16 protein-coding genes are annotated in these 16,951 nt (G+C 66.6%); all 16 read left to right on the top strand.

The window, feature by feature from the left end; genetic code table 11:
- Positions 1–38 precede the first annotated feature (38 nt).
- The 16 genes from U7114_RS11260 to U7114_RS11185 all read left to right on the top strand — a co-directional run bounded on the left by U7114_RS11260 (position 39) and on the right by U7114_RS11185 (position 16,918).
- Positions 39–1,649: a UDP-N-acetylmuramoyl-L-alanyl-D-glutamate--2,6-diaminopimelate ligase gene (locus U7114_RS11260; protein ID WP_323057419.1), complete on the top strand. Its 1,611-nt coding sequence runs from the start codon at positions 39–41 to the stop codon at positions 1,647–1,649.
- 6 nt (positions 1,650–1,655) lie between these two features.
- A complete protein-coding gene (locus U7114_RS11255; protein ID WP_323057391.1) occupies positions 1,656–3,122 on the top strand; it encodes a UDP-N-acetylmuramoyl-tripeptide--D-alanyl-D-alanine ligase in 1,467 nt (488 codons plus the stop codon).
- A complete protein-coding gene (gene mraY, locus U7114_RS11250; protein ID WP_321215926.1) occupies positions 3,119–4,228 on the top strand; it encodes a phospho-N-acetylmuramoyl-pentapeptide-transferase in 1,110 nt (369 codons plus the stop codon). Before U7114_RS11255 ends, mraY begins: the two co-directional genes overlap by 4 nt.
- Positions 4,210–5,784 (top strand): UDP-N-acetylmuramoyl-L-alanine--D-glutamate ligase, encoded by a 1,575-nt coding sequence (gene murD / locus U7114_RS11245; RefSeq protein ID WP_323057390.1) that lies wholly within the window; start codon positions 4,210–4,212, stop codon positions 5,782–5,784. Before mraY ends, murD begins: the two co-directional genes overlap by 19 nt.
- Before the next feature lie 2 nt (positions 5,785–5,786).
- Positions 5,787–7,127, top strand: a complete 1,341-nt coding sequence (ftsW, locus tag U7114_RS11240; RefSeq protein ID WP_157238509.1) for a putative lipid II flippase FtsW — start codon at positions 5,787–5,789, stop codon at positions 7,125–7,127.
- 6 nt (positions 7,128–7,133) lie between these two features.
- Positions 7,134–8,234, top strand: coding sequence for an undecaprenyldiphospho-muramoylpentapeptide beta-N-acetylglucosaminyltransferase (murG, locus tag U7114_RS11235; RefSeq protein ID WP_323057389.1), 1,101 nt, complete (start codon positions 7,134–7,136; stop codon positions 8,232–8,234).
- Entirely contained in the window at positions 8,231–9,607 is a 1,377-nt protein-coding gene (gene murC / locus U7114_RS11230; RefSeq protein WP_157238507.1) for a UDP-N-acetylmuramate--L-alanine ligase, read from the top strand. Before murG ends, murC begins: the two co-directional genes overlap by 4 nt.
- Positions 9,600–10,550 carry a cell division protein FtsQ/DivIB gene (locus U7114_RS11225; RefSeq protein ID WP_323057388.1) on the top strand — a complete coding sequence of 317 codons (951 nt, stop codon included), beginning with the start codon at positions 9,600–9,602 and terminating at the stop codon, positions 10,548–10,550. Before murC ends, U7114_RS11225 begins: the two co-directional genes overlap by 8 nt.
- A gap of 183 nt (positions 10,551–10,733) precedes the next feature.
- Complete coding sequence (gene ftsZ / locus U7114_RS11220) at positions 10,734–11,969, top strand: cell division protein FtsZ (RefSeq protein ID WP_321215930.1); 1,236 nt, start codon at positions 10,734–10,736, stop codon at positions 11,967–11,969.
- 8 nt (positions 11,970–11,977) lie between these two features.
- Positions 11,978–12,667 carry a polyphenol oxidase family protein gene (locus U7114_RS11215; RefSeq protein ID WP_323057387.1) on the top strand — a complete coding sequence of 230 codons (690 nt, stop codon included), beginning with the start codon at positions 11,978–11,980 and terminating at the stop codon, positions 12,665–12,667.
- Positions 12,660–13,430: a YggS family pyridoxal phosphate-dependent enzyme gene (locus tag U7114_RS11210; RefSeq protein ID WP_323057386.1), complete on the top strand. Its 771-nt coding sequence runs from the start codon at positions 12,660–12,662 to the stop codon at positions 13,428–13,430. The genes U7114_RS11215 and U7114_RS11210 overlap by 8 nt, the downstream gene beginning before the upstream one ends.
- Positions 13,431–13,520: 90 nt before the next feature.
- Complete coding sequence (locus U7114_RS11205) at positions 13,521–14,051, top strand: cell division protein SepF (RefSeq protein ID WP_104997513.1); 531 nt, start codon at positions 13,521–13,523, stop codon at positions 14,049–14,051.
- A 120-nt stretch (positions 14,052–14,171) separates the two neighbouring features.
- The gene (locus U7114_RS11200) at positions 14,172–14,459 is read left to right on the top strand and encodes a YggT family protein (RefSeq protein ID WP_139028864.1); all 288 of its coding nucleotides are present in this window, start codon (positions 14,172–14,174) and stop codon (positions 14,457–14,459) included.
- A 177-nt stretch (positions 14,460–14,636) separates the two neighbouring features.
- Positions 14,637–15,323: a DivIVA domain-containing protein gene (locus U7114_RS11195; protein WP_157238503.1), complete on the top strand. Its 687-nt coding sequence runs from the start codon at positions 14,637–14,639 to the stop codon at positions 15,321–15,323.
- A gap of 91 nt (positions 15,324–15,414) precedes the next feature.
- The gene (lspA, locus tag U7114_RS11190) at positions 15,415–15,987 is read left to right on the top strand and encodes a signal peptidase II (protein WP_323057385.1); all 573 of its coding nucleotides are present in this window, start codon (positions 15,415–15,417) and stop codon (positions 15,985–15,987) included.
- 4 nt (positions 15,988–15,991) lie between these two features.
- On the top strand, positions 15,992–16,918 hold the full coding sequence (locus U7114_RS11185) for an RluA family pseudouridine synthase (protein WP_157242536.1): 927 nt from the start codon (positions 15,992–15,994) through the stop codon (positions 16,916–16,918).
- Positions 16,919–16,951 lie beyond the last annotated feature (33 nt).

The raw sequence follows: 16,951 nt of genomic DNA, 5'->3' as shown, positions 1-16,951 counted from the left end.
GACAAGCACAGGACGAACAAGCACAGGACGAACAAGCCCTGCAAGGACCCGCACGGCTGGGACCGGACCAGCCCCGCTTCCGGCCGTCCGCCGTTGATGCCGTCCGGCTGGACAGCATCGGCGAGGCGGTCGGCGTCGTAGTTCCGGGAGCCTCCGCTGACGTGGCGGTGACCGGCATCTCCCTGAACTCCCGGACGGTTGAACCGGGCGACCTGTACGTCGCCCTTCCGGGCGCAACCCGGCACGGCGCCGACTTCGCTGCCCAGGCCATTGCGGCGGGAGCGGCGGCCATTGTGACGGACGACGCCGGTGCCCGCCTCCTGGCCTTGTCCTCCGACACGTCGGTTCCGGTGCTGGTGGTCGATGCCCCGCGGAACGTGGTGGGCCCGCTGTCCGCCATGATCTACCGGGGCAGCCAGGAGGGGGCGGCGCTGCAGCTTTTCGGCGTGACGGGCACGAACGGCAAGACCACCACCACCTACTTCATCACCTCGCTGCTGCGGTCCCTGGGCAAAAAGCCGGGCCTGATCGGGACCATCGCGATCCTGGCCGGCGGCGAACCGATTCCGAGCCTCCTGACCACGCCGGAGTCCCCGGAAGTCCACGGGCTGCTGGCACTGATGCGGGAGAAAGGACTTGCTGCGGCCGCGATGGAAGTCTCCTCGCACGCCATCTCCTACCAGCGCGTGGACGGAGTGCAGTTCGACGTTGCAGGGTTCACCAACCTCACCCAGGACCACCTTGACCTGCACCACACCATGGAGGACTACTTCGCCACGAAGACCGAACTGTTCACGCCCGCCCGCGCGCGGAAGGCCGTGGTGACGGTCGACGACGAATGGGGGCGCCGCCTCGCAGCCAGCACCCAGGTGCCCGTCACCACGCTCGCCACCGTGCCCGGAAACAGTGCCGACTGGACCGTCACGGAGGCAAAGCCCCGCGGGCTTGGCACGGAGTTCACGCTCAGCGGGCCCGGCGGCACTGTCCTGACGGTCCACACGGGGCTTCCCGGGACCTTCAACGTTGCCAACGCAGCCCTGGCCGCGGTCATGGTCCTCACAGGCGGCGTTGACGCCGCTACGCTGCAGGCGGCCCTGCATGCGGGCGACCCCTTCACGGTGGCCGTCCCGGGGCGCATGCAGCTGGTCTCCGAGCGGCCGGCCGCCGTGGTGGACTTCGCACACAACACGGACGCGCTGGCCAGGGCGCTGGAAGCCGTCCGGTCGGCCGAACCGGAATCCCGGCTGATCGTGGTGTTTGGCGCCACAGGCCAGCGCGACCAGGGCAAACGGCCGGCCATGGGCGCGATCGCGGCCCGGCTTGCGGACACCGTGATCGTCACGGACGACGACCCCCACGACGAGGACGCCGCAGCCATCCGCGCCGACGTCCTCGCAGGGGCGCTGGAAGCCCGGGCCAGTGAGTCCCTGCCCTGCGAGGTGCTGGAGGTTTTCCCCCGCGACAAGGCCATTCAACGAGCCGTGGAACTCGCCCGGCCACAGGACAGCATCCTGGTTGCCGGCCGCGGCCATGAAGTATGGCAGGAGGTGAAAGGCGTCAACCTCGCACTGGATGACAGGGTGGAACTGCGCAGCGCCTTGACAGCCAGGGGATTCAACGTTCTCCAAGACGACCGGATAGAGTCCTAGACCGAGATGATTGCATTTACCGCGGCGGAAATCGCCGACATCACTAAAGGGCGCCTGGACGCCGATCCCGGGATCACGCCTCTGTCGGTGGTCACCGATTCCCGCGAAGCCACGCCGGGATCGCTCTACGTCGCAAAACCCGGCGAGTATGCGGACGGACACGACTTCGTCGAAGCCGCCTTCACCGCCGGTGCCGCCCTGGCACTAGTGGAGCGCCCAGTGGCAGCACCGGACGGTTCGCCGTACCCGTCCGTGGTGGTTCCCGACGCCGTGCTCGCGATGGGCGCGCTGGCCGCGGAAGCCGTCCGGAGGATCCGTGCCGCCCGCGCGGAGGCCAACGAAGAACTGACTGTCATCGGCATCACCGGCTCTGCCGGAAAGACCACCACCAAGGACCTGCTTGCCGGCATACTTTCCCGGCACGGCGCCACTGTGGCGCCGCAGGGGTCCTACAACGGTGAAATCGGAGTGCCGCTCACCGTCTTCACCGCCGGAACCGACACCCGCTACCTCGTGATCGAGATGGGCGCCACCGGCATCGGCCACATCAGGTACCTGGCCGAGATGGTCAGGCCTGACATCGGAGTGGTGCTCGGCGTCGGGACAGCGCACGCCGGCGAATTCGGGGGAGTGGAGAACATCGCCCGCGCCAAGGGCGAACTCGTGGAAGGCCTGGCAGCCTCCGGCACAGCCATCATCAACCTCGACGACGAGAGGGTGGCGGACATGCGCGCACGCACCTCCGCGTCCGTCGTCGGCTTCTCCGCCGAAGGCCGGCCCGGCGCCGGCGTGCAGGCGCTCAATGCGGACACCAACGCGGAGGGCCACCCGGAATTCGAACTCCTCCTTCCCGGTGCGGACACGACCCACCACGTCAGCAGCCGCCTGATTGGTGCCCACCATGTCAGCAACTTGCTGGCAGCGGCCGCAGCCGCGTGGGCGGCAGGAATTCCCGGCACGGACATCGCCGCGGCCCTCAGCGGCCAAACGGCAGCCAGCCGGTGGCGCATGGAGCGCACCGAGCGGGAGGACGGCGTCACCATCATCAACGACGCCTACAACGCCAACCCGGAGTCAATGCGCGCAGCCCTGCGCACACTCGCGGACCTGGGCCAAGGAAGGCGCACCTGGGCAGTCCTGGGCGCCATGCTCGAACTCGGCGAGGATTCCATCCGCGAGCATACGGCCGTGGGCACCCAGGTGGTGCGCCTTAACATTTCCCGGCTGGTGGTAGTGGGCCGGGAAGCCCGTGCCCTCTACGTATCCGCCGTCCAGGAGGGCTCCTGGGGTGACGAATGCGTCTTCGCCGAGACCGCCGACGACGCGTACGAGCTGCTGTCAGCGGAACTCAAACCCGGCGACCTGGTGCTGTTCAAATCATCCAACAGCGTGGGACTTCGCCATTTGGGCGATCGGATAGCATTACCCCCACAAACCCCGCAGCCCGCCGATGAAAGGAGCACACAGCTGTGATTGCACTTTTGATCGGCGCCGGACTGGCGCTCCTCTTCGCCCTGGTGGGCACGCCGCTGTTCATCCGGCTCCTGGTCCGCCGCGGCTACGGCCAGTTCATCCGCGACGACGGCCCGACCTCCCACCACACCAAACGCGGAACACCCACCATGGGCGGGACCGTCGTGGTGGCAGCGGTCCTTTTGAGTTACGGCCTGACGCACCTCATCATGCTCATGGTGAATCCGGATTCGCCTGGCCCGTCCGCCTCCGCCCTGATCCTGCTGTTCCTCATGGTGGGGATGGGGCTTGTCGGATTCCTGGATGACTTCATCAAGATTTCGCGGCAGCGCAGCCTGGGGCTCAACGCCAAGGCGAAGCTGATCCTGCAGGCAGCAGTGGGCGTCATCTTCGCTGTGCTGGCCCTCAACTTTCCGGATGAAGACGGCCTCGCGCCGGCCTCCACCAAGATCTCCCTGGTCCGGGACCTGCCCTGGCTGGACCTCGCCTTCGGCGGAACCGTGCTGGGCGCCATCCTTTTCGTCATCTGGTCCAATCTGATCGTCACTGCCGCCACCAACGGCGTAAACCTCACGGACGGCCTTGACGGACTGGCGGCCGGGGCCTCGGTCATGGTCTTCGGCGCCTATACGCTGATGGGCATTTGGCAGAGCAACCAGGCCTGCGGCTCGCCCCGGGAAGCCGGCAGCGGGTGCTACCAGGTCCGGGACCCCCTGGACCTGGCCCTGCTGGCCGCCATCATGAGCGCTGCCCTGGTGGGATTCCTTTGGTGGAACACCTCGCCGGCCAAGATCTTCATGGGGGATACCGGCTCCCTCGCCATTGGCGGTGCGATCGCAGGTTTTGCCATCCTTTCCAGGACGGAGCTGTTGCTGGGGATCATTGGCGGACTGTTCGTCCTGATCACGCTTTCGGTGATCATCCAGGTGGGTTATTTCAAAGCCACAGGCGGTAAACGCGTCTTCAAGATGGCGCCGCTGCAGCACCACTTCGAACTGAAGGGGTGGGCTGAAGTGACCGTGGTGGTCCGGTTCTGGATCCTCGGCGGGCTCTTCGTCGCCGTGGGCCTGGGAATTTTCTACGCTGAATGGGTTGTGCTGCTGTGACCGTTTCCCCACGCCTCCAGGAGCTCGTGAGCTGGGATTCAGACTGGGCCGGGCTGCGGGTGGCAGTCACCGGCATCGGCGTGTCAGGGTTCGCCGCCGCTGACACGCTGATTGAACTCGGTGCCCGCGTGGTGGTGGTTGACGCCGCCACCAGCGATACAGCGAAAGCCCACGCTGAAACCCTGAAGATCGTCGGCGCCGCCGACGTCCTGCTCGGCGATGATGCAGTGACGCGCCTGCCAAAGATCGACGGCAAACTTCCGGAGCTGATCGTGACATCGCCGGGCTGGCGTCCGGACCAGGCCCTGCTGGCCGCTGCTGCGCGGGCGCACATCCCGGTATGGGGCGACGTTGAACTCGCCTGGCGGGTGCGCGTGCGGGAGGGCCGCAAGACAGCGGACTGGCTGGCCATCACCGGAACCAACGGAAAGACCACCACGGTGGGACTTACCGAATCCATGCTGCGCGCCGCCGGACTGAAGGCCATCGCCGTGGGCAACGTGGGTACGCCGATTCTGGATGCCATTCGGGACCCGGTCGAGTACGACGTTTTCGCCGTCGAACTCTCCAGCTTCCAGCTGCACTGGTCGGAATCCCTCTCGCCGGTGGCCAGCGTGTGCCTCAACGTCGCCGAGGACCACGTTGACTGGCACGGCTCCTACGACTCCTACCTTGCGGACAAGGCCAAGGTCTACGAACGCACCCAGAAAGCCTGCCTCTACAACGCCGAGCAGATTGAAACCGAGCGGATGGTGGAAAACGCCGACGTGGTGGAGGGCTGCCGGGCCGTCGGTTTCACTACCCTCACCCCCGCCATCAGCATGCTGGGCGTGGTGGAAGGCCTGCTGGTGGACAGGGCATTCATCGAAGAGCGAAGGGACAGCGCCGCGGAACTTGCCTCGATGGCCGACCTTGGCGCCATTGCACCCCGGCACATGGTGGCCAACGCACTGGCGGCCGCAGGCCTGGTACGCGCCTACGGCGTGGAGCCCAGGGCCGTGCGGCAGGGGATCCAGGACTACGTGCCCGGGAACCACCGCATCCAGCCGGTGGCCCGCCACAACGGAGTCCTGTGGATCAATGATTCCAAGGCCACCAACCCGCATGCGGCCGCCGCTTCGCTCGCTGCATTCAGCAACGTCATCTGGATCGCGGGAGGACTCTCCAAGGGTGTCACCTACGACGACCTTGTGCGGGAGCACGCGCACCGGCTCAAGGCGGTGGTCCTGATCGGAACAGACACTTCCGCGCTGGCCGGCGCCCTCTCGCGACACGCGCCCGATGTCCCGGTGATCCAGCCGGCGGCGGGTGACACTGGACAGGTGCAGACTGCTGCAACAGACGGCATCCAGGCCGGTTCCCCCCTGGCCGGGAAACCGGTGATGGCCCGGGCGGTTGCGTCAGCAGCCCAGCTGGCCGGTTCCGGCGATACTGTGCTGATGGCCCCGGCAGCTGCTTCCATGGATCAGTTCTCTTCCTACGCTCACCGCGGTGACACTTTCATCGAAGCTGTCCGCGAGCTGGTGGAAGGGCAGGCCCAGACCGGCGAGGAGTAACAATGGTCAGCACGCCAACACGCCCGCCTGCCCGGCAGCAGGCCGGCAAGCCGCGTCCCGGCTCCTCGGCATCGCCGGCCAGCCGTCCCGCCACTGCCGTAACCCGGCTGCGGGCCGGCTACCGCAAGTTCTGGTCGGCGCTGGAAGGAACCGGAACTTCCCGGAACGGCTCCACCTACTACCTCATCCTGGGATCCACCCTGGCGCTGACGGCGATCGGCATCATGATGGTGCTCTCTGCGTCCAGCGTCGAGTCGATCGCCGCCGGCAAGTCACCCTACGGCGATGCCCTAAAGCAGGGGATGTTCGCCGCAATCGGCATCTTCACCATGTTCGTGCTGTCCCGCATCAATGTGGTGTGGCTCAAGCGGCTCGCATGGCCCGCCATCATCGGCGCCGTGGTCCTCCTGGGACTGGTGCAGCTTGTGGGTGCGGAGGTCAACGGCAACAAGAACTGGATCGACCTCGGCGGCATCACCTTCCAGCCGTCCGAAGCGTCCAAGCTGGCCCTCGCCCTGTGGATGGCTACCGTTTTGGCCAGGAAGGGAAAGCTCCTCAGCCTCTGGCAGCACGTCGCGGTCCCTGCCGTCCCGATGGCCATCATCATCGTGGTGCTGGTCCTGGTGGGCAATGACCTCGGAACGGCCATGATCATCATGATGATCACGGCTGCCGCCCTCTTTTTTGCCGGGGCACCCCTGTATCTCTTCGGTATCGCAGGCCTGGTGGCCGCCGCCGGAACGGCCGTCATGGCTGTGACCAGTTCGAACCGCATGTGCCGGATCACTTCGTGGTGGACCGGCGAGTCCTGCGCCGACGGCATCGACGCCAACTACCAGGCCACCAACGGGCTCTACGGGCTGGCGTCGGGTGGCTGGTTCGGCGTTGGGCTGGGGCAGAGCCGGCAGAAGTACAGCTGGATCCCCGAAGCCCACAACGACTTCATCTTTGCCATCATCGGCGAGGAACTCGGCCTGGTGGGGACCGTCGTCGTCCTCATCCTCTTCGCCATCCTGGGCGCCGCGATCTACCGTGTGGTAGTGGCGCAGGCGGACATGTTCCACCGCGTGCTGGCCGGCACCATCATGGTGTGGCTGCTGGGCCAGGCCACGGTCAACATGTCCGTGGTGACCGGCCTGATGCCCGTCATCGGTGTGCCGCTGCCGTTCATCTCCTACGGCGGCTCGGCGCTGCTGATGTCGCTCTGCGCCATCGGCGTGGTGCTCTCCCTGGCCAGGGAGCAGATGGCCCCGTCCATCCGGCCCAAGCGGATGCTCAAGTTCAAGGCCAAGCCGGCGCGGAAAGACGCGGCCCGGAAGAAGACTGCAAGAAAGCGTGCCTAGCCCTCCATGACCTCCAAAACCCCTTCCATCGTCCTGGCAGGCGGCGGCACCGCCGGGCACATCAGCCCGCTGCTGGCCATCGCCGCCGCCCTCCGGAGCGCGTCTCCCGCTGCCGCCATCCTTGCCGTCGGCACGCCGTCCGGGATGGAAACCAGGCTTGTTCCGGCTGCAGGAGTGGAGCTGGCGACCATCGACAGGGTTCCGTTCCCACGGAAACCTTCGGCTGACCTGGTGCGGCTTCCCGCCCGGCTCGCCGGCGCCGTGCGCCAGGCCGGAGCCATCCTGGACAAAGCGGCTGCGGACGTCCTGGTGGGCGTCGGCGGCTACGTGTGCACGCCCATGTACCTGGCTGCCCGCAAACGGCGCATCCCCATCGTCATCCACGAGGCAAATGCCCGGCCGGGCCTCGCAAACCGGGTGGGTGCCCTGATGACCCACAGGGTGGCCGTCGCCTTCGCCAACACCCCTCTGCGCCATGCAACCCACGTGGGAATGCCGATGCGTTCCGAGATTTCCGGGCTGGACAGGGCCGCGGCGCGCACCGCCGCCCGGGAGGCCCTGGGCCTGGACCCGGCACAGCCGGCGCTGATCGTCACCGGGGGATCCTCCGGGGCGCAGAGCATCAACAGGACCATCGCCGCCGCAGTGGACCGCCTTGCCGGCGCGGGCATCCAGACCCTGCACATCACCGGGCGCGGCAAGACCGTCCTGGACGCCGCCGGCAACCCCCTCGCGGCCGACGGCTACCGGCAGGTGGAATACATCGACGGCATGGAGCTTGCCTATGCCGCGGCGGACGTACTGCTCGCCCGTTCAGGTGCGGCCACGGTATGCGAGGTTGCCGCGGCGGGGGTACCGGCAGTCCTGGTGCCGCTGCCCATTGGCAACGGCGAGCAGGCCCTGAACGCTGCAGGATTGGTGGCTGCCGGGGGCGCGATCCTGGTCAGCGACCGGGACTTCACGGCCGAATGGGTGGACAAGGAGCTGGTTCCGCTGGTCACGGACCAGCCACGGCTTGCCGCAATGTCAGCCAGTTCCTACCGGCTTGGCATCCGGAACGCCGATCAGCGGATGGCTGATCTCATCCTGGAAGCGGTGAAAGCATGAACCACGCCAAAATTCCGGCCCTTGAATCGCTGGGCAGGGTCCACTTCGTGGGCATCGGGGGCGTCGGCATGTCAGCCGTGGCCAGGATCATGGTGGCCCGCGGCGTTCCGGTCAGCGGCTCCGACGCCAAGGACCTGCCGGTCATGGCCGACCTCGCGGCGGCCGGTGCGCGCATCGCCGTCGGATATGCCGCCGCGAACCTTGGTGACGCCCAGACGGTTGTGGCCGGCTCGGCCATCCGCCCGGACAACCCGGAGCTTGTTGCGGCGAGGGAAGCCGGCCTGCCGGTGCTGCACCGGTCCGAGGCGTTGGCGGCCACCATGGGCGGCGACACGGTGGTTACCGTGGCGGGAACCCACGGCAAGTCCACCACCACCTCCATGGTCACCGTCCTGCTCCAGGGCGCGGGCCTGGACCCCTCGTTCGCCATCGGCGCCAATGTCCCCGCGCTCGGCGTCAACGCCGCCCACGGAAGCTCCGGGATCTTCGTGGCGGAGGCCGACGAGTCCGACGGATCCTTCCTCAACTACCGGCCCAGGATCGCCGTGGTCACCAACGTGGAGCCGGACCACCTGGACCACTACGGAACGGCTGAAGCGGTCTACGAATCCTTTGACCGGTTCACCGCGCTGCTGCCCGCCGACGGGGTGCTGGTTGCCTGCGCGGACGACGCCGGCGCGCTGGCCCTCGCCGAAAGGACCCGGCAGCGGGGCACCACGCGCGTGGTGCTTTACGGAACCGGAGAGGGTGCGGACCTCCTGCTGCACGACGGCGGTCCCGGCGACACGGCCGTCTCCACACCGTCGGGCCGCTATCCGCTTGACCTGCAGGTGCCAGGGCGGCACAACGCGCTGAACGCGGCGGCCGCCTTCGCTGTCGCCCTTGAACTGGGAGTTGACCCCGGCATTGCGGCCGCCGCCCTGGCGCACTTTTCCGGTGCCTCCCGCCGCTTTGAGCTCAAGGGCGAGGCGAGGGGAGTGCGGGTGTTCGACGACTACGCCCACCACCCGACGGAAGTCCGCGCTGCCCTCGCCGCAGCCCGCTCCGTTGCGGGGGACCACAAGGTACACGTCCTCTTCCAGCCGCACCTGTTTTCCCGCACCCGGGAGTTCGCGCAGGAGTTCGCCGATGCCCTCAACCTGGCCGACACCGCCTTGGTCCTGGACATCTATCCCGCCCGTGAGGATCCCATCCCGGGTGTAACCAGCCAGCTCATAGCCGACCACCTGGATGAGGGCGGCCGGCTGGTGGCGGCCGGGGACGCCGTCGCACTCCTGGCTGCTTCCGCCGCGGACGGGGACATCGTGTTGACCGCAGGCGCCGGTGATGTCACCGCGTATGGACCGCAGATCGTAGAGGCCCTGCGTGGCTAGCACCCGCCGGCCCACCTACACCTCCACCGGCCGGTCCGGCGGAGGCGGTGGCGGGGACGATGTCATTTCGGCGTCCCGGAGTGTCCCCGAGCCTGCTCCCGAAAAACCGCAGAAGCCGAAGAAGCCCCGGCAACCCGCAAAAGCGGTCATCCGCGGTTTCGGCCGTGGCAACGGTAAGGGGAACAAGGCGGAGGCCCCGGCGCCGTCCGGGACAGCCGGGGCGAACGTGGTGGCTTTCCCCGAGCCGAAAGGGAAGCGGCGGAAACGGAATCTCCTGACGGCGGCGGGCATCCTCGTTGCGGTTGTGGCGGGGCTGCTGGCAACGGCCATTTTTTCCCCGGTCCTGGCTGTCCACACCATCTCCGTGTCCGGGACGCGCCTGCTGACGCCTGCCCAGGTGCAGGCCGCGCTGGAGCCATTGCAGGGGAAGCCATTGCCGCAGGTCACCGACGAAGAGGTGGCCCGGCTGCTGGAACCGCTGGTCCAGGTCAAGTCCGTGTCCGCGCAGGCGAGGCCGCCGTCCGGCCTTGCCGTGGCTGTGCGGGAAAGGGTGCCGGTGGCGCTGGTCAAGCAGGGGGAGCAGTACCAGCTGGTGGACGTAGACGGCGTGCAGTTGGCTGCCACGGCCGATCCTGCCTCGGTGTCGCTGCCGGTGATCGACGGCGGCGCGGGCACCATCGGCCAGGATCTCTTCCGTGCCACGGCCGCAGTCCTTGGCGCCTTGCCGGCAGACGTGCTGGCGAAGCTGTCCAACGCCTCCGCCCAATCGGTGGACGCGGTGGAGCTCAAGCTCGTGGACGGCCAGACCATCATCTGGGGCAACGCCGGCGAAAGGGAACTCAAGGCCAAAGTGCTGGCCGCGCTCCTGAAGGTTCCGGCCGACCCCAAGAATCCCGTGAGGGTCTACGACGTGAGCGTGCCCCGGCACCCGGTGACCCGCTAACGCTTTATTTTCCGGTATTAATCCGACACGCGGAGCCGGTTATTGAATGTGGCAACCAGAGGAAATACCGTCACAGACATGAGTTACTTGACATAACTATAACCTTCAACTCGAAGGTTAAGGTTGCAGGCTTCAAGCTCTCCATCAGTTTTCGCAATAAGACACGAACAAGGGACACGTAACGTGGCAGCTCCGCAGAATTACTTGGCCGTCATCAAAGTCGTCGGCATCGGCGGCGGTGGCGTGAACGCAGTCAACCGCATGATCGAGGTCGGCCTTCGAGGTGTTGAATTCATCGCCATCAATACCGACGCCCAGGCCCTGCTCATGAGCGACGCGGACGTGAAGCTCGACGTCGGACGCGAGCTGACCCGCGGGCTGGGAGCAGGCGCCAACCCCGAGGTGGGGAAGCAGGCCGCCGAGGACCATGCGGACGAGATCGAGGAAGTCCTGCGCGGCGCCGACATGGTCTTCGTGACGGCCGGCGAAGGAGGCGGCACCGGCACCGGCGGCGCTCCCGTCGTCGCCCGCATCGCCCGTTCCCTGGGTGCGCTGACCATTGGCGTGGTCACCCGCCCCTTCACGTTCGAAGGCCGCCGCCGTGCGGGTTCCGCAGAAGCAGGCATCGACGCCCTGCGTGACGAAGTCGACACGCTGATCGTGATTCCCAACGATCGACTCCTGTCCATCAGCGACCGCAACGTTTCCGTGCTGGACGCCTTCCGGTCTGCCGACCAGGTGCTGCTGTCGGGCGTCCAGGGCATTACGGACCTCATCACCACCCCGGGCCTGATCAACCTCGACTTCGCGGACGTCAAGTCCGTTATGCAGGGTGCGGGCTCCGCGCTCATGGGCATCGGCTCCGCGCGCGGCGAGGACCGGGCGGTCAAGGCTGCCGAACTCGCCATCGCGTCCCCGCTGCTGGAGGCCTCGATCGACGGTGCCCACGGCGTCCTGCTGTCCATCCAGGGCGGTTCCGACCTCGGCCTGTTCGAGATCAACGAGGCCGCGCGGCTGGTGCAGGAAGTTGCCCACCCGGAGGCAAACATCATTTTCGGCGCCGTGATCGACGACGCCCTGGGTGACGAGGCCCGGGTGACGGTCATCGCTGCCGGCTTCGACGACGTCAAGGCCACTTCGCCCTCCATGGACCAGTCCCAGCCGCAGGTGGCGCCCCAGCGGCCCGCCGCTCCGGCCGCTGCTCCCGCCCCGTCCCAGGCGCCGTCCGCCGGCAGCCACCAGGCGCACGTCCAGCCTGTCCATGCAGGGGTAGGTGCAGGCCTCAGCAACTGGGGGCAGCAGCGCCCGTCCGCCGTTCCGGCTGACTCCGGCTTCGATGTGGACCTTCCCTCCGTGGTGGAACCTGACCTGACCGGCAGCCACTCGGATGACCTGGATGTCCCCGACTTCCTGAAGTAGGCCGCGGCTTGTTCCATTGGCGCGCCGAGATCCTGCCCGGGGTGTCTGCGGCGTTCACTGACACCGGTGCCGGAAACCTTGCACTCCACGTGGGCGACGACCCCCTGGCGGTGCGGCGGCGCCGTGAACAGCTGGAGGCTGCCACGGGTATCGGGCCTGACGGCCTGCGGTTCATGAACCAGGTTCACGGAACTGCCGTTGCCGTGATGGAGCGCGCCAGCGTGGCTCCGCAGGCCGACGCCATGGTTTCGCACGGGCTGCCGCTCGCGGTGATGGTGGCCGACTGCATTCCGGTCCTCCTCGCCGGCGAGTCCGCCGACGGTCCCGTCCTGGCCGCCGTGCACGCGGGGCGGCCAGGCGTGGCCAACGGCGTCATCCCCTCGGCCGTGGACAGCATGAGGTCCTTGGGCGCTTCGGGCATAAAAGCCTGGCTTGGGCCATCCATCTGCGGCAGCTGCTACGAGGTTCCTACGGCACTGCGGGATGAGGTGGCCGCCCTTGTGCCCGCGACGCGGTCCACCACCTCCTGGGGCACGCCGGCACTGGACCTGCCGGCCGGCGCCCGGAGCCAGCTGGAGCGCGCCGGGGTAGACGTGGAGTACGCCGGTCCGTGCACCTTCGAGACGAACTCGCTCTATTCATACCGCCGCGACAGGAACACGGGGCGTTTCGCCGGCTTGGTCTGGTGCCATGGGTGAGCCCTCCGCGAACGGCGGCGAGGCTGGCCGCCGGGATGCGCCCGGCAGGGATCCACGCACCGCAGAGTTGGCCGGCCGGCTGGAAGCGGTCCGCGGCCGGATCGGTGCTGCCGCCGCGGCGGCCGGACGTGGGGACCGGCTGCCCACACTGATCGTTGTCACCAAGTTCCATCCGGTGGAGGACATCCGGCGGCTCGCGTCCCTCGGCGTCACCGACGTCGGGGAAAACCGCGACCAGGAGGCAGCCGGTAAAGCGGAACTCCTGGCCGACTGCGGGCTCACCTGGCACTTTGTGGGACAGCTGCAGACCAAGAAAGCCAAGTCGGTGGTCCGCTATGCCGCCGCCGTCCATTCGGTGGACCGGCCCCAGCTTGTGGATGCCTTGGCCAAGGCCATGCGGATCCAGCAGGACAGCACGGTACGGGCGCCCCTGGACTGCTTCATCCAGGTCAGCCTGGAAGAGGACGCCGGTGCCCACCGGGGCGGCGCCGCCCCGTCCGAGGTGCCGCTGCTGGCCGACCGGATAGCAGCAGAGGAGGGCCTTCGCCTGGCAGGCCTGATGGCCGTGGCCCCGCTTGGCGCTCCGCCCGGGCCCGCCTTCGAGAAGCTTGCCGGGCTTTCGGCCCTGCTGGTTGCACAGCATCCCGGTGCCACCGCCATCTCCGCCGGCATGAGCCAGGATCTTGAAGCCGCCATAGCCTTCGGGGCGACACACCTGCGAATCGGTTCCGATATTCTCGGATCGCGTCCCCCGGTGGGGTAGCGTCGGTCCTATTGGAAGTGATGGGCGGGGGACTCCAGTGCTGTCAAGTCATTGGGCGGCCCGCATACGGGACACGATTAGGAGTCGACCATGGCCGGCGCTCTGCGCAAGACAATGATCTATCTTGGGCTCGCCGACGGCGATGAGCATTACGAGTCCGAGCACCAGTCAACACGTAAGGATGAGGACGAAACTATGGAAGCTGACCGCGAGGAGCGCCGTGCACCTGCACCCGTCCGCGAGGTCAGCCGCGAAGCGTCCTACACCCCCGAAGAGGAATACCGCGCCCCAGTGACTCCCATTAAGCGAGCGGCCTCGAGCCGCGAAGAAACCAGCGGACTTCGCCAGATCACCACAATCCACCCCCGTTCATACAACGATGCCAAGCTCATCGGCGAGAGCTTCCGGGACGGCATTCCGGTGATCATGAACGTTACCGACATGGGCGAGGCCGATGCGAAGCGCCTGGTGGACTTCTCCGCCGGCCTGGTTTTTGGACTCCGCGGGAGCATCGAGCGGGTCACCAACAAGGTCTTCCTGCTGTCGCCGTCATACGTTGAGGTCATCGGCGATGACAAGAAAGCCAGCGAAACACAGGCAAGCTTCTTCAACCAAAGCTGAGCACCAGGCGGTGCGTGGATGCCAGACAGGGACACCTGTCTGGCATCTGTGCTGAAATAGAACGGACACATCGGCAGCACGCCGCGGTGCACATATGGACATGGAGATATGAGTTAAGTCATGGGAATCGCTTTCGGACTTGTCTATCTCGCGCTGCTTCTGTTCTTTGTTGCACTGATCATCCGACTGGTCTTTGACTGGGTGCAGATGTTTGCGCGGGAGTGGCGCCCGCGGGGCGTAGCCCTGGTGGTGGCCCACGCCGTGTATTCAATCACCGATCCGCCCCTGAAAGTGCTTCGCCGGCTGATCCCGCCCCTGCGTTTGGGCGGCATCTCCCTGGACCTTGGTTTCCTGATCCTCTTCATTGCCGTCAGCATTGCGATGGGGATCACCAGGGGACTTGCCTGATTTACCCGAAATAGACCTAGCAGCGCAGGTGGACCCGTCCGGGAACAGCTACTGTGAAGCGAAGAAAACTCGTGTTTGACACCGCAGTGTTGAATTAGAGTAACCAGACCAAATTTAGGTACCGTAGTTTTGACGGCCGGAAGGCCTACTGACTAACTAGACCAGTGAGGTGACCAGATGGCTTTGACGCCAGAAGACGTTGTCAACAAGCGCTTTCAGCCGACCAAGTTCCGCGAGGGCTACGACCAGGACGAAGTTGATGACTTCCTGGACGAGATCGTTGTTGAGCTCCGCCGCCTGAACCAGGAGAACGACGAACTTCGCAAGAAGCTCGCCGAAGCCGGGTCCAGCGTTCCGGCCAGCTCGGCCGCTTCCCCCGTTGTGGAGAAGGTCCCCGCGCCCGTCAAGGCCGACAAGGATGAGGCACGCGAAAAGGCGGAAGCCGAAGCCAAGGCTGCCGAAGCAGCGAAGAAGAAGGACGTTCAGCCGTCCGCCCCTGCCGCGGCAGCCCCCGCAGTCTCCACCGCGGTCGGAACCCCCTCCGCTGAGTCCGCAGCCGGCCTGCTGGCCATGGCCCAGCAGATGCACGATCGGCACGTCGCCGACGGCCAGGCCCAGAAGGACAAGATCATCGCCGAAGCGCAGATCGAAGCCAGCAGCCTGGTCAACGACGCACAGGAGAAGTCCCGCAAGATCCTTGGCGCCCTCGAGCAGCAGCGCTCCGTCCTGGAGCGCAAGGTTGAACAGCTCCGCGGCTTCGAACGCGACTACCGTTCACGCCTCAAGGCCTACATCGAAGGCCAGCTGCGCGACCTGGATGCCCGCGGTTCCGTTGCTACGCCGGAAGTCAGCGAAGCCAACTAATCCGTCAAGCACGTATTCTGAAAGCCGGTGGCTGAGGATTCCTCGGCCACCGGCTTTTGGCATTGACACCGGTTTTATGAATGAAAGCACCATGACTGACGAACTTGCTGCGGACCCCGCACGCCCTGTCCCACCTGCCCCGCGTCCAGGCCGCGGGGTGCTGCTCTCCGTCTTCGCAGGGTTTGCACTTTTCGCCTACATCCTGGACCAGCTCACCAAGCTGTGGGTGACGTCCAGCATGGTGGAAGGCGAACGGATCCCGGTGCTCCCGCCGCTGCTGCACTGGTACTTCATTCGGAATTCCGGCGCGGCGTTTTCCATCGGAGAGAACGTCACCTGGGTGTTTTCCATCATCATGGCCGGTGTGGCTGTGGCAATTCTCTTCCAGATCCGGAAACTGGGGTCGCTCTGGTGGTCCCTCGCGCTGGGCCTGCTCCTGGGCGGTGCACTGGGCAACCTTACCGACCGGCTCTTCCGGGAACCGTCCTTCGGCATGGGACACGTGGTGGACTTCATCCAGCTTCCCAACTTCGCGATCTTCAACATCGCCGACTCGGCGGTGGTTTCCGCCGTGTCCATCATCTGCATCCTGACACTGCGCGGCATAGCCCTGGACGGCAGCCGGCTCACCGCTGAACGCAAGGACAAGTCCGGCGATGCCTGAAACGATGCCTGAGCGGATTGTCGTTGCCGACGAATACGGAGGAACGCGGGCCGATGCCGGCCTTGCCGGACTCCTGGGCATCTCGCGTTCCCTTGCCGCGTCCCTCCTTGCCGAGGGCCATGTGCAGAGCAAGGGCAAAACGCTGGGCAAGTCGGAAAAGCTGGTTGCGGGCGACGTGCTCCACGTCAGCAGGCCGGAACGGCGTGACCCCCTGGAAGTCGTGGAGGAAGTTGTGGAAGGCCTGAAGATCCTGCTGGATGACGAGGATTTCGTCGTCGTTGACAAGCCGGTGGGCGTTGCCGCCCATCCGTCGCCCGGGTGGGTCGGGCCCACGGTGGTGGGTGGCCTGGCCGGGGCCGGCTACCGCATCTCCACCTCCGGATCGCCGGAGCGGGCGGGCATCGTGCACCGGCTCGACGTCGGAACGTCGGGTGTCATGGTGGTGGCAAAGTCCGAGCGCGCCTACACGGCCCTGAAGCGGGCCTTCAAGGAACGAACGGTGGACAAGGTCTACCACGCCGTTGTCCAGGGCCTTCCGGACCCGCTGGCGGGAACCATTGATGCACCCATCGGCCGGCACCCGGGGCATGACTGGCGCTTCGCGGTCATCGAGGACGGACGCCACTCCGTCACGCACTATGAGGTGATTGAAGCCTTCGGCAAAGCCAGCCTGGTGGAAGTCCACCTGGAAACCGGCCGCACCCACCAGATCCGCGTGCACTTTTCCGCGCTGCGGCATCCCTGTGCCGGAGACCTGACCTACGGTGCCGATCCGCGGCTTGCTGCCACCCTTGGCCTGACGCGGCAGTGGCTGCATGCCCGCGAACTGGGATTCGAGCACCCGGTGACGGGGGAGCCCGTCCGGGTCACCAGTGATTATCCGCAGGACCTCGCTTTTGCCCTGGAAGTGCTCGCGTCCGGGCAGGCCTGACGCAGGCCAGCCACACCCGGCGCATAGAATAGT

Source organism: Pseudarthrobacter sp. C1, assembly GCF_034720455.1.
Taxonomy (GTDB): domain Bacteria; phylum Actinomycetota; class Actinomycetes; order Actinomycetales; family Micrococcaceae; genus Arthrobacter.
Note: the sequence above shows the minus strand (reverse complement) of the source record. Positions and strands in the feature narration are given on the sequence as shown.

Excerpts from the sequence above, each read along its gene's own strand:
- lspA (WP_323057385.1), top strand. The coding sequence starts at position 15,415 with ATGACTGACGAACTTGCTGCGGACCCCGCACGCCCTGTCCCACCTGCC.
- murG (WP_323057389.1), top strand. The coding sequence starts at position 7,134 with ATGACCTCCAAAACCCCTTCCATCGTCCTGGCAGGCGGCGGCACCGCC.
- U7114_RS11195 (WP_157238503.1), top strand. The coding sequence starts at position 14,637 with ATGGCTTTGACGCCAGAAGACGTTGTCAACAAGCGCTTTCAGCCGACC.
- ftsW (WP_157238509.1), top strand. The coding sequence starts at position 5,787 with ATGGTCAGCACGCCAACACGCCCGCCTGCCCGGCAGCAGGCCGGCAAG.
- U7114_RS11200 (WP_139028864.1), top strand. The coding sequence starts at position 14,172 with ATGGGAATCGCTTTCGGACTTGTCTATCTCGCGCTGCTTCTGTTCTTT.
- U7114_RS11205 (WP_104997513.1), top strand. The coding sequence starts at position 13,521 with ATGGCCGGCGCTCTGCGCAAGACAATGATCTATCTTGGGCTCGCCGAC.
- murC (WP_157238507.1), top strand. The coding sequence starts at position 8,231 with ATGAACCACGCCAAAATTCCGGCCCTTGAATCGCTGGGCAGGGTCCAC.
- U7114_RS11185 (WP_157242536.1), top strand. The coding sequence starts at position 15,992 with ATGCCTGAGCGGATTGTCGTTGCCGACGAATACGGAGGAACGCGGGCC.
- U7114_RS11210 (WP_323057386.1), top strand. The coding sequence starts at position 12,660 with ATGGGTGAGCCCTCCGCGAACGGCGGCGAGGCTGGCCGCCGGGATGCG.
- murD (WP_323057390.1), top strand. The coding sequence starts at position 4,210 with ATGGGTTGTGCTGCTGTGACCGTTTCCCCACGCCTCCAGGAGCTCGTG.
- U7114_RS11255 (WP_323057391.1), top strand. The coding sequence starts at position 1,656 with ATGATTGCATTTACCGCGGCGGAAATCGCCGACATCACTAAAGGGCGC.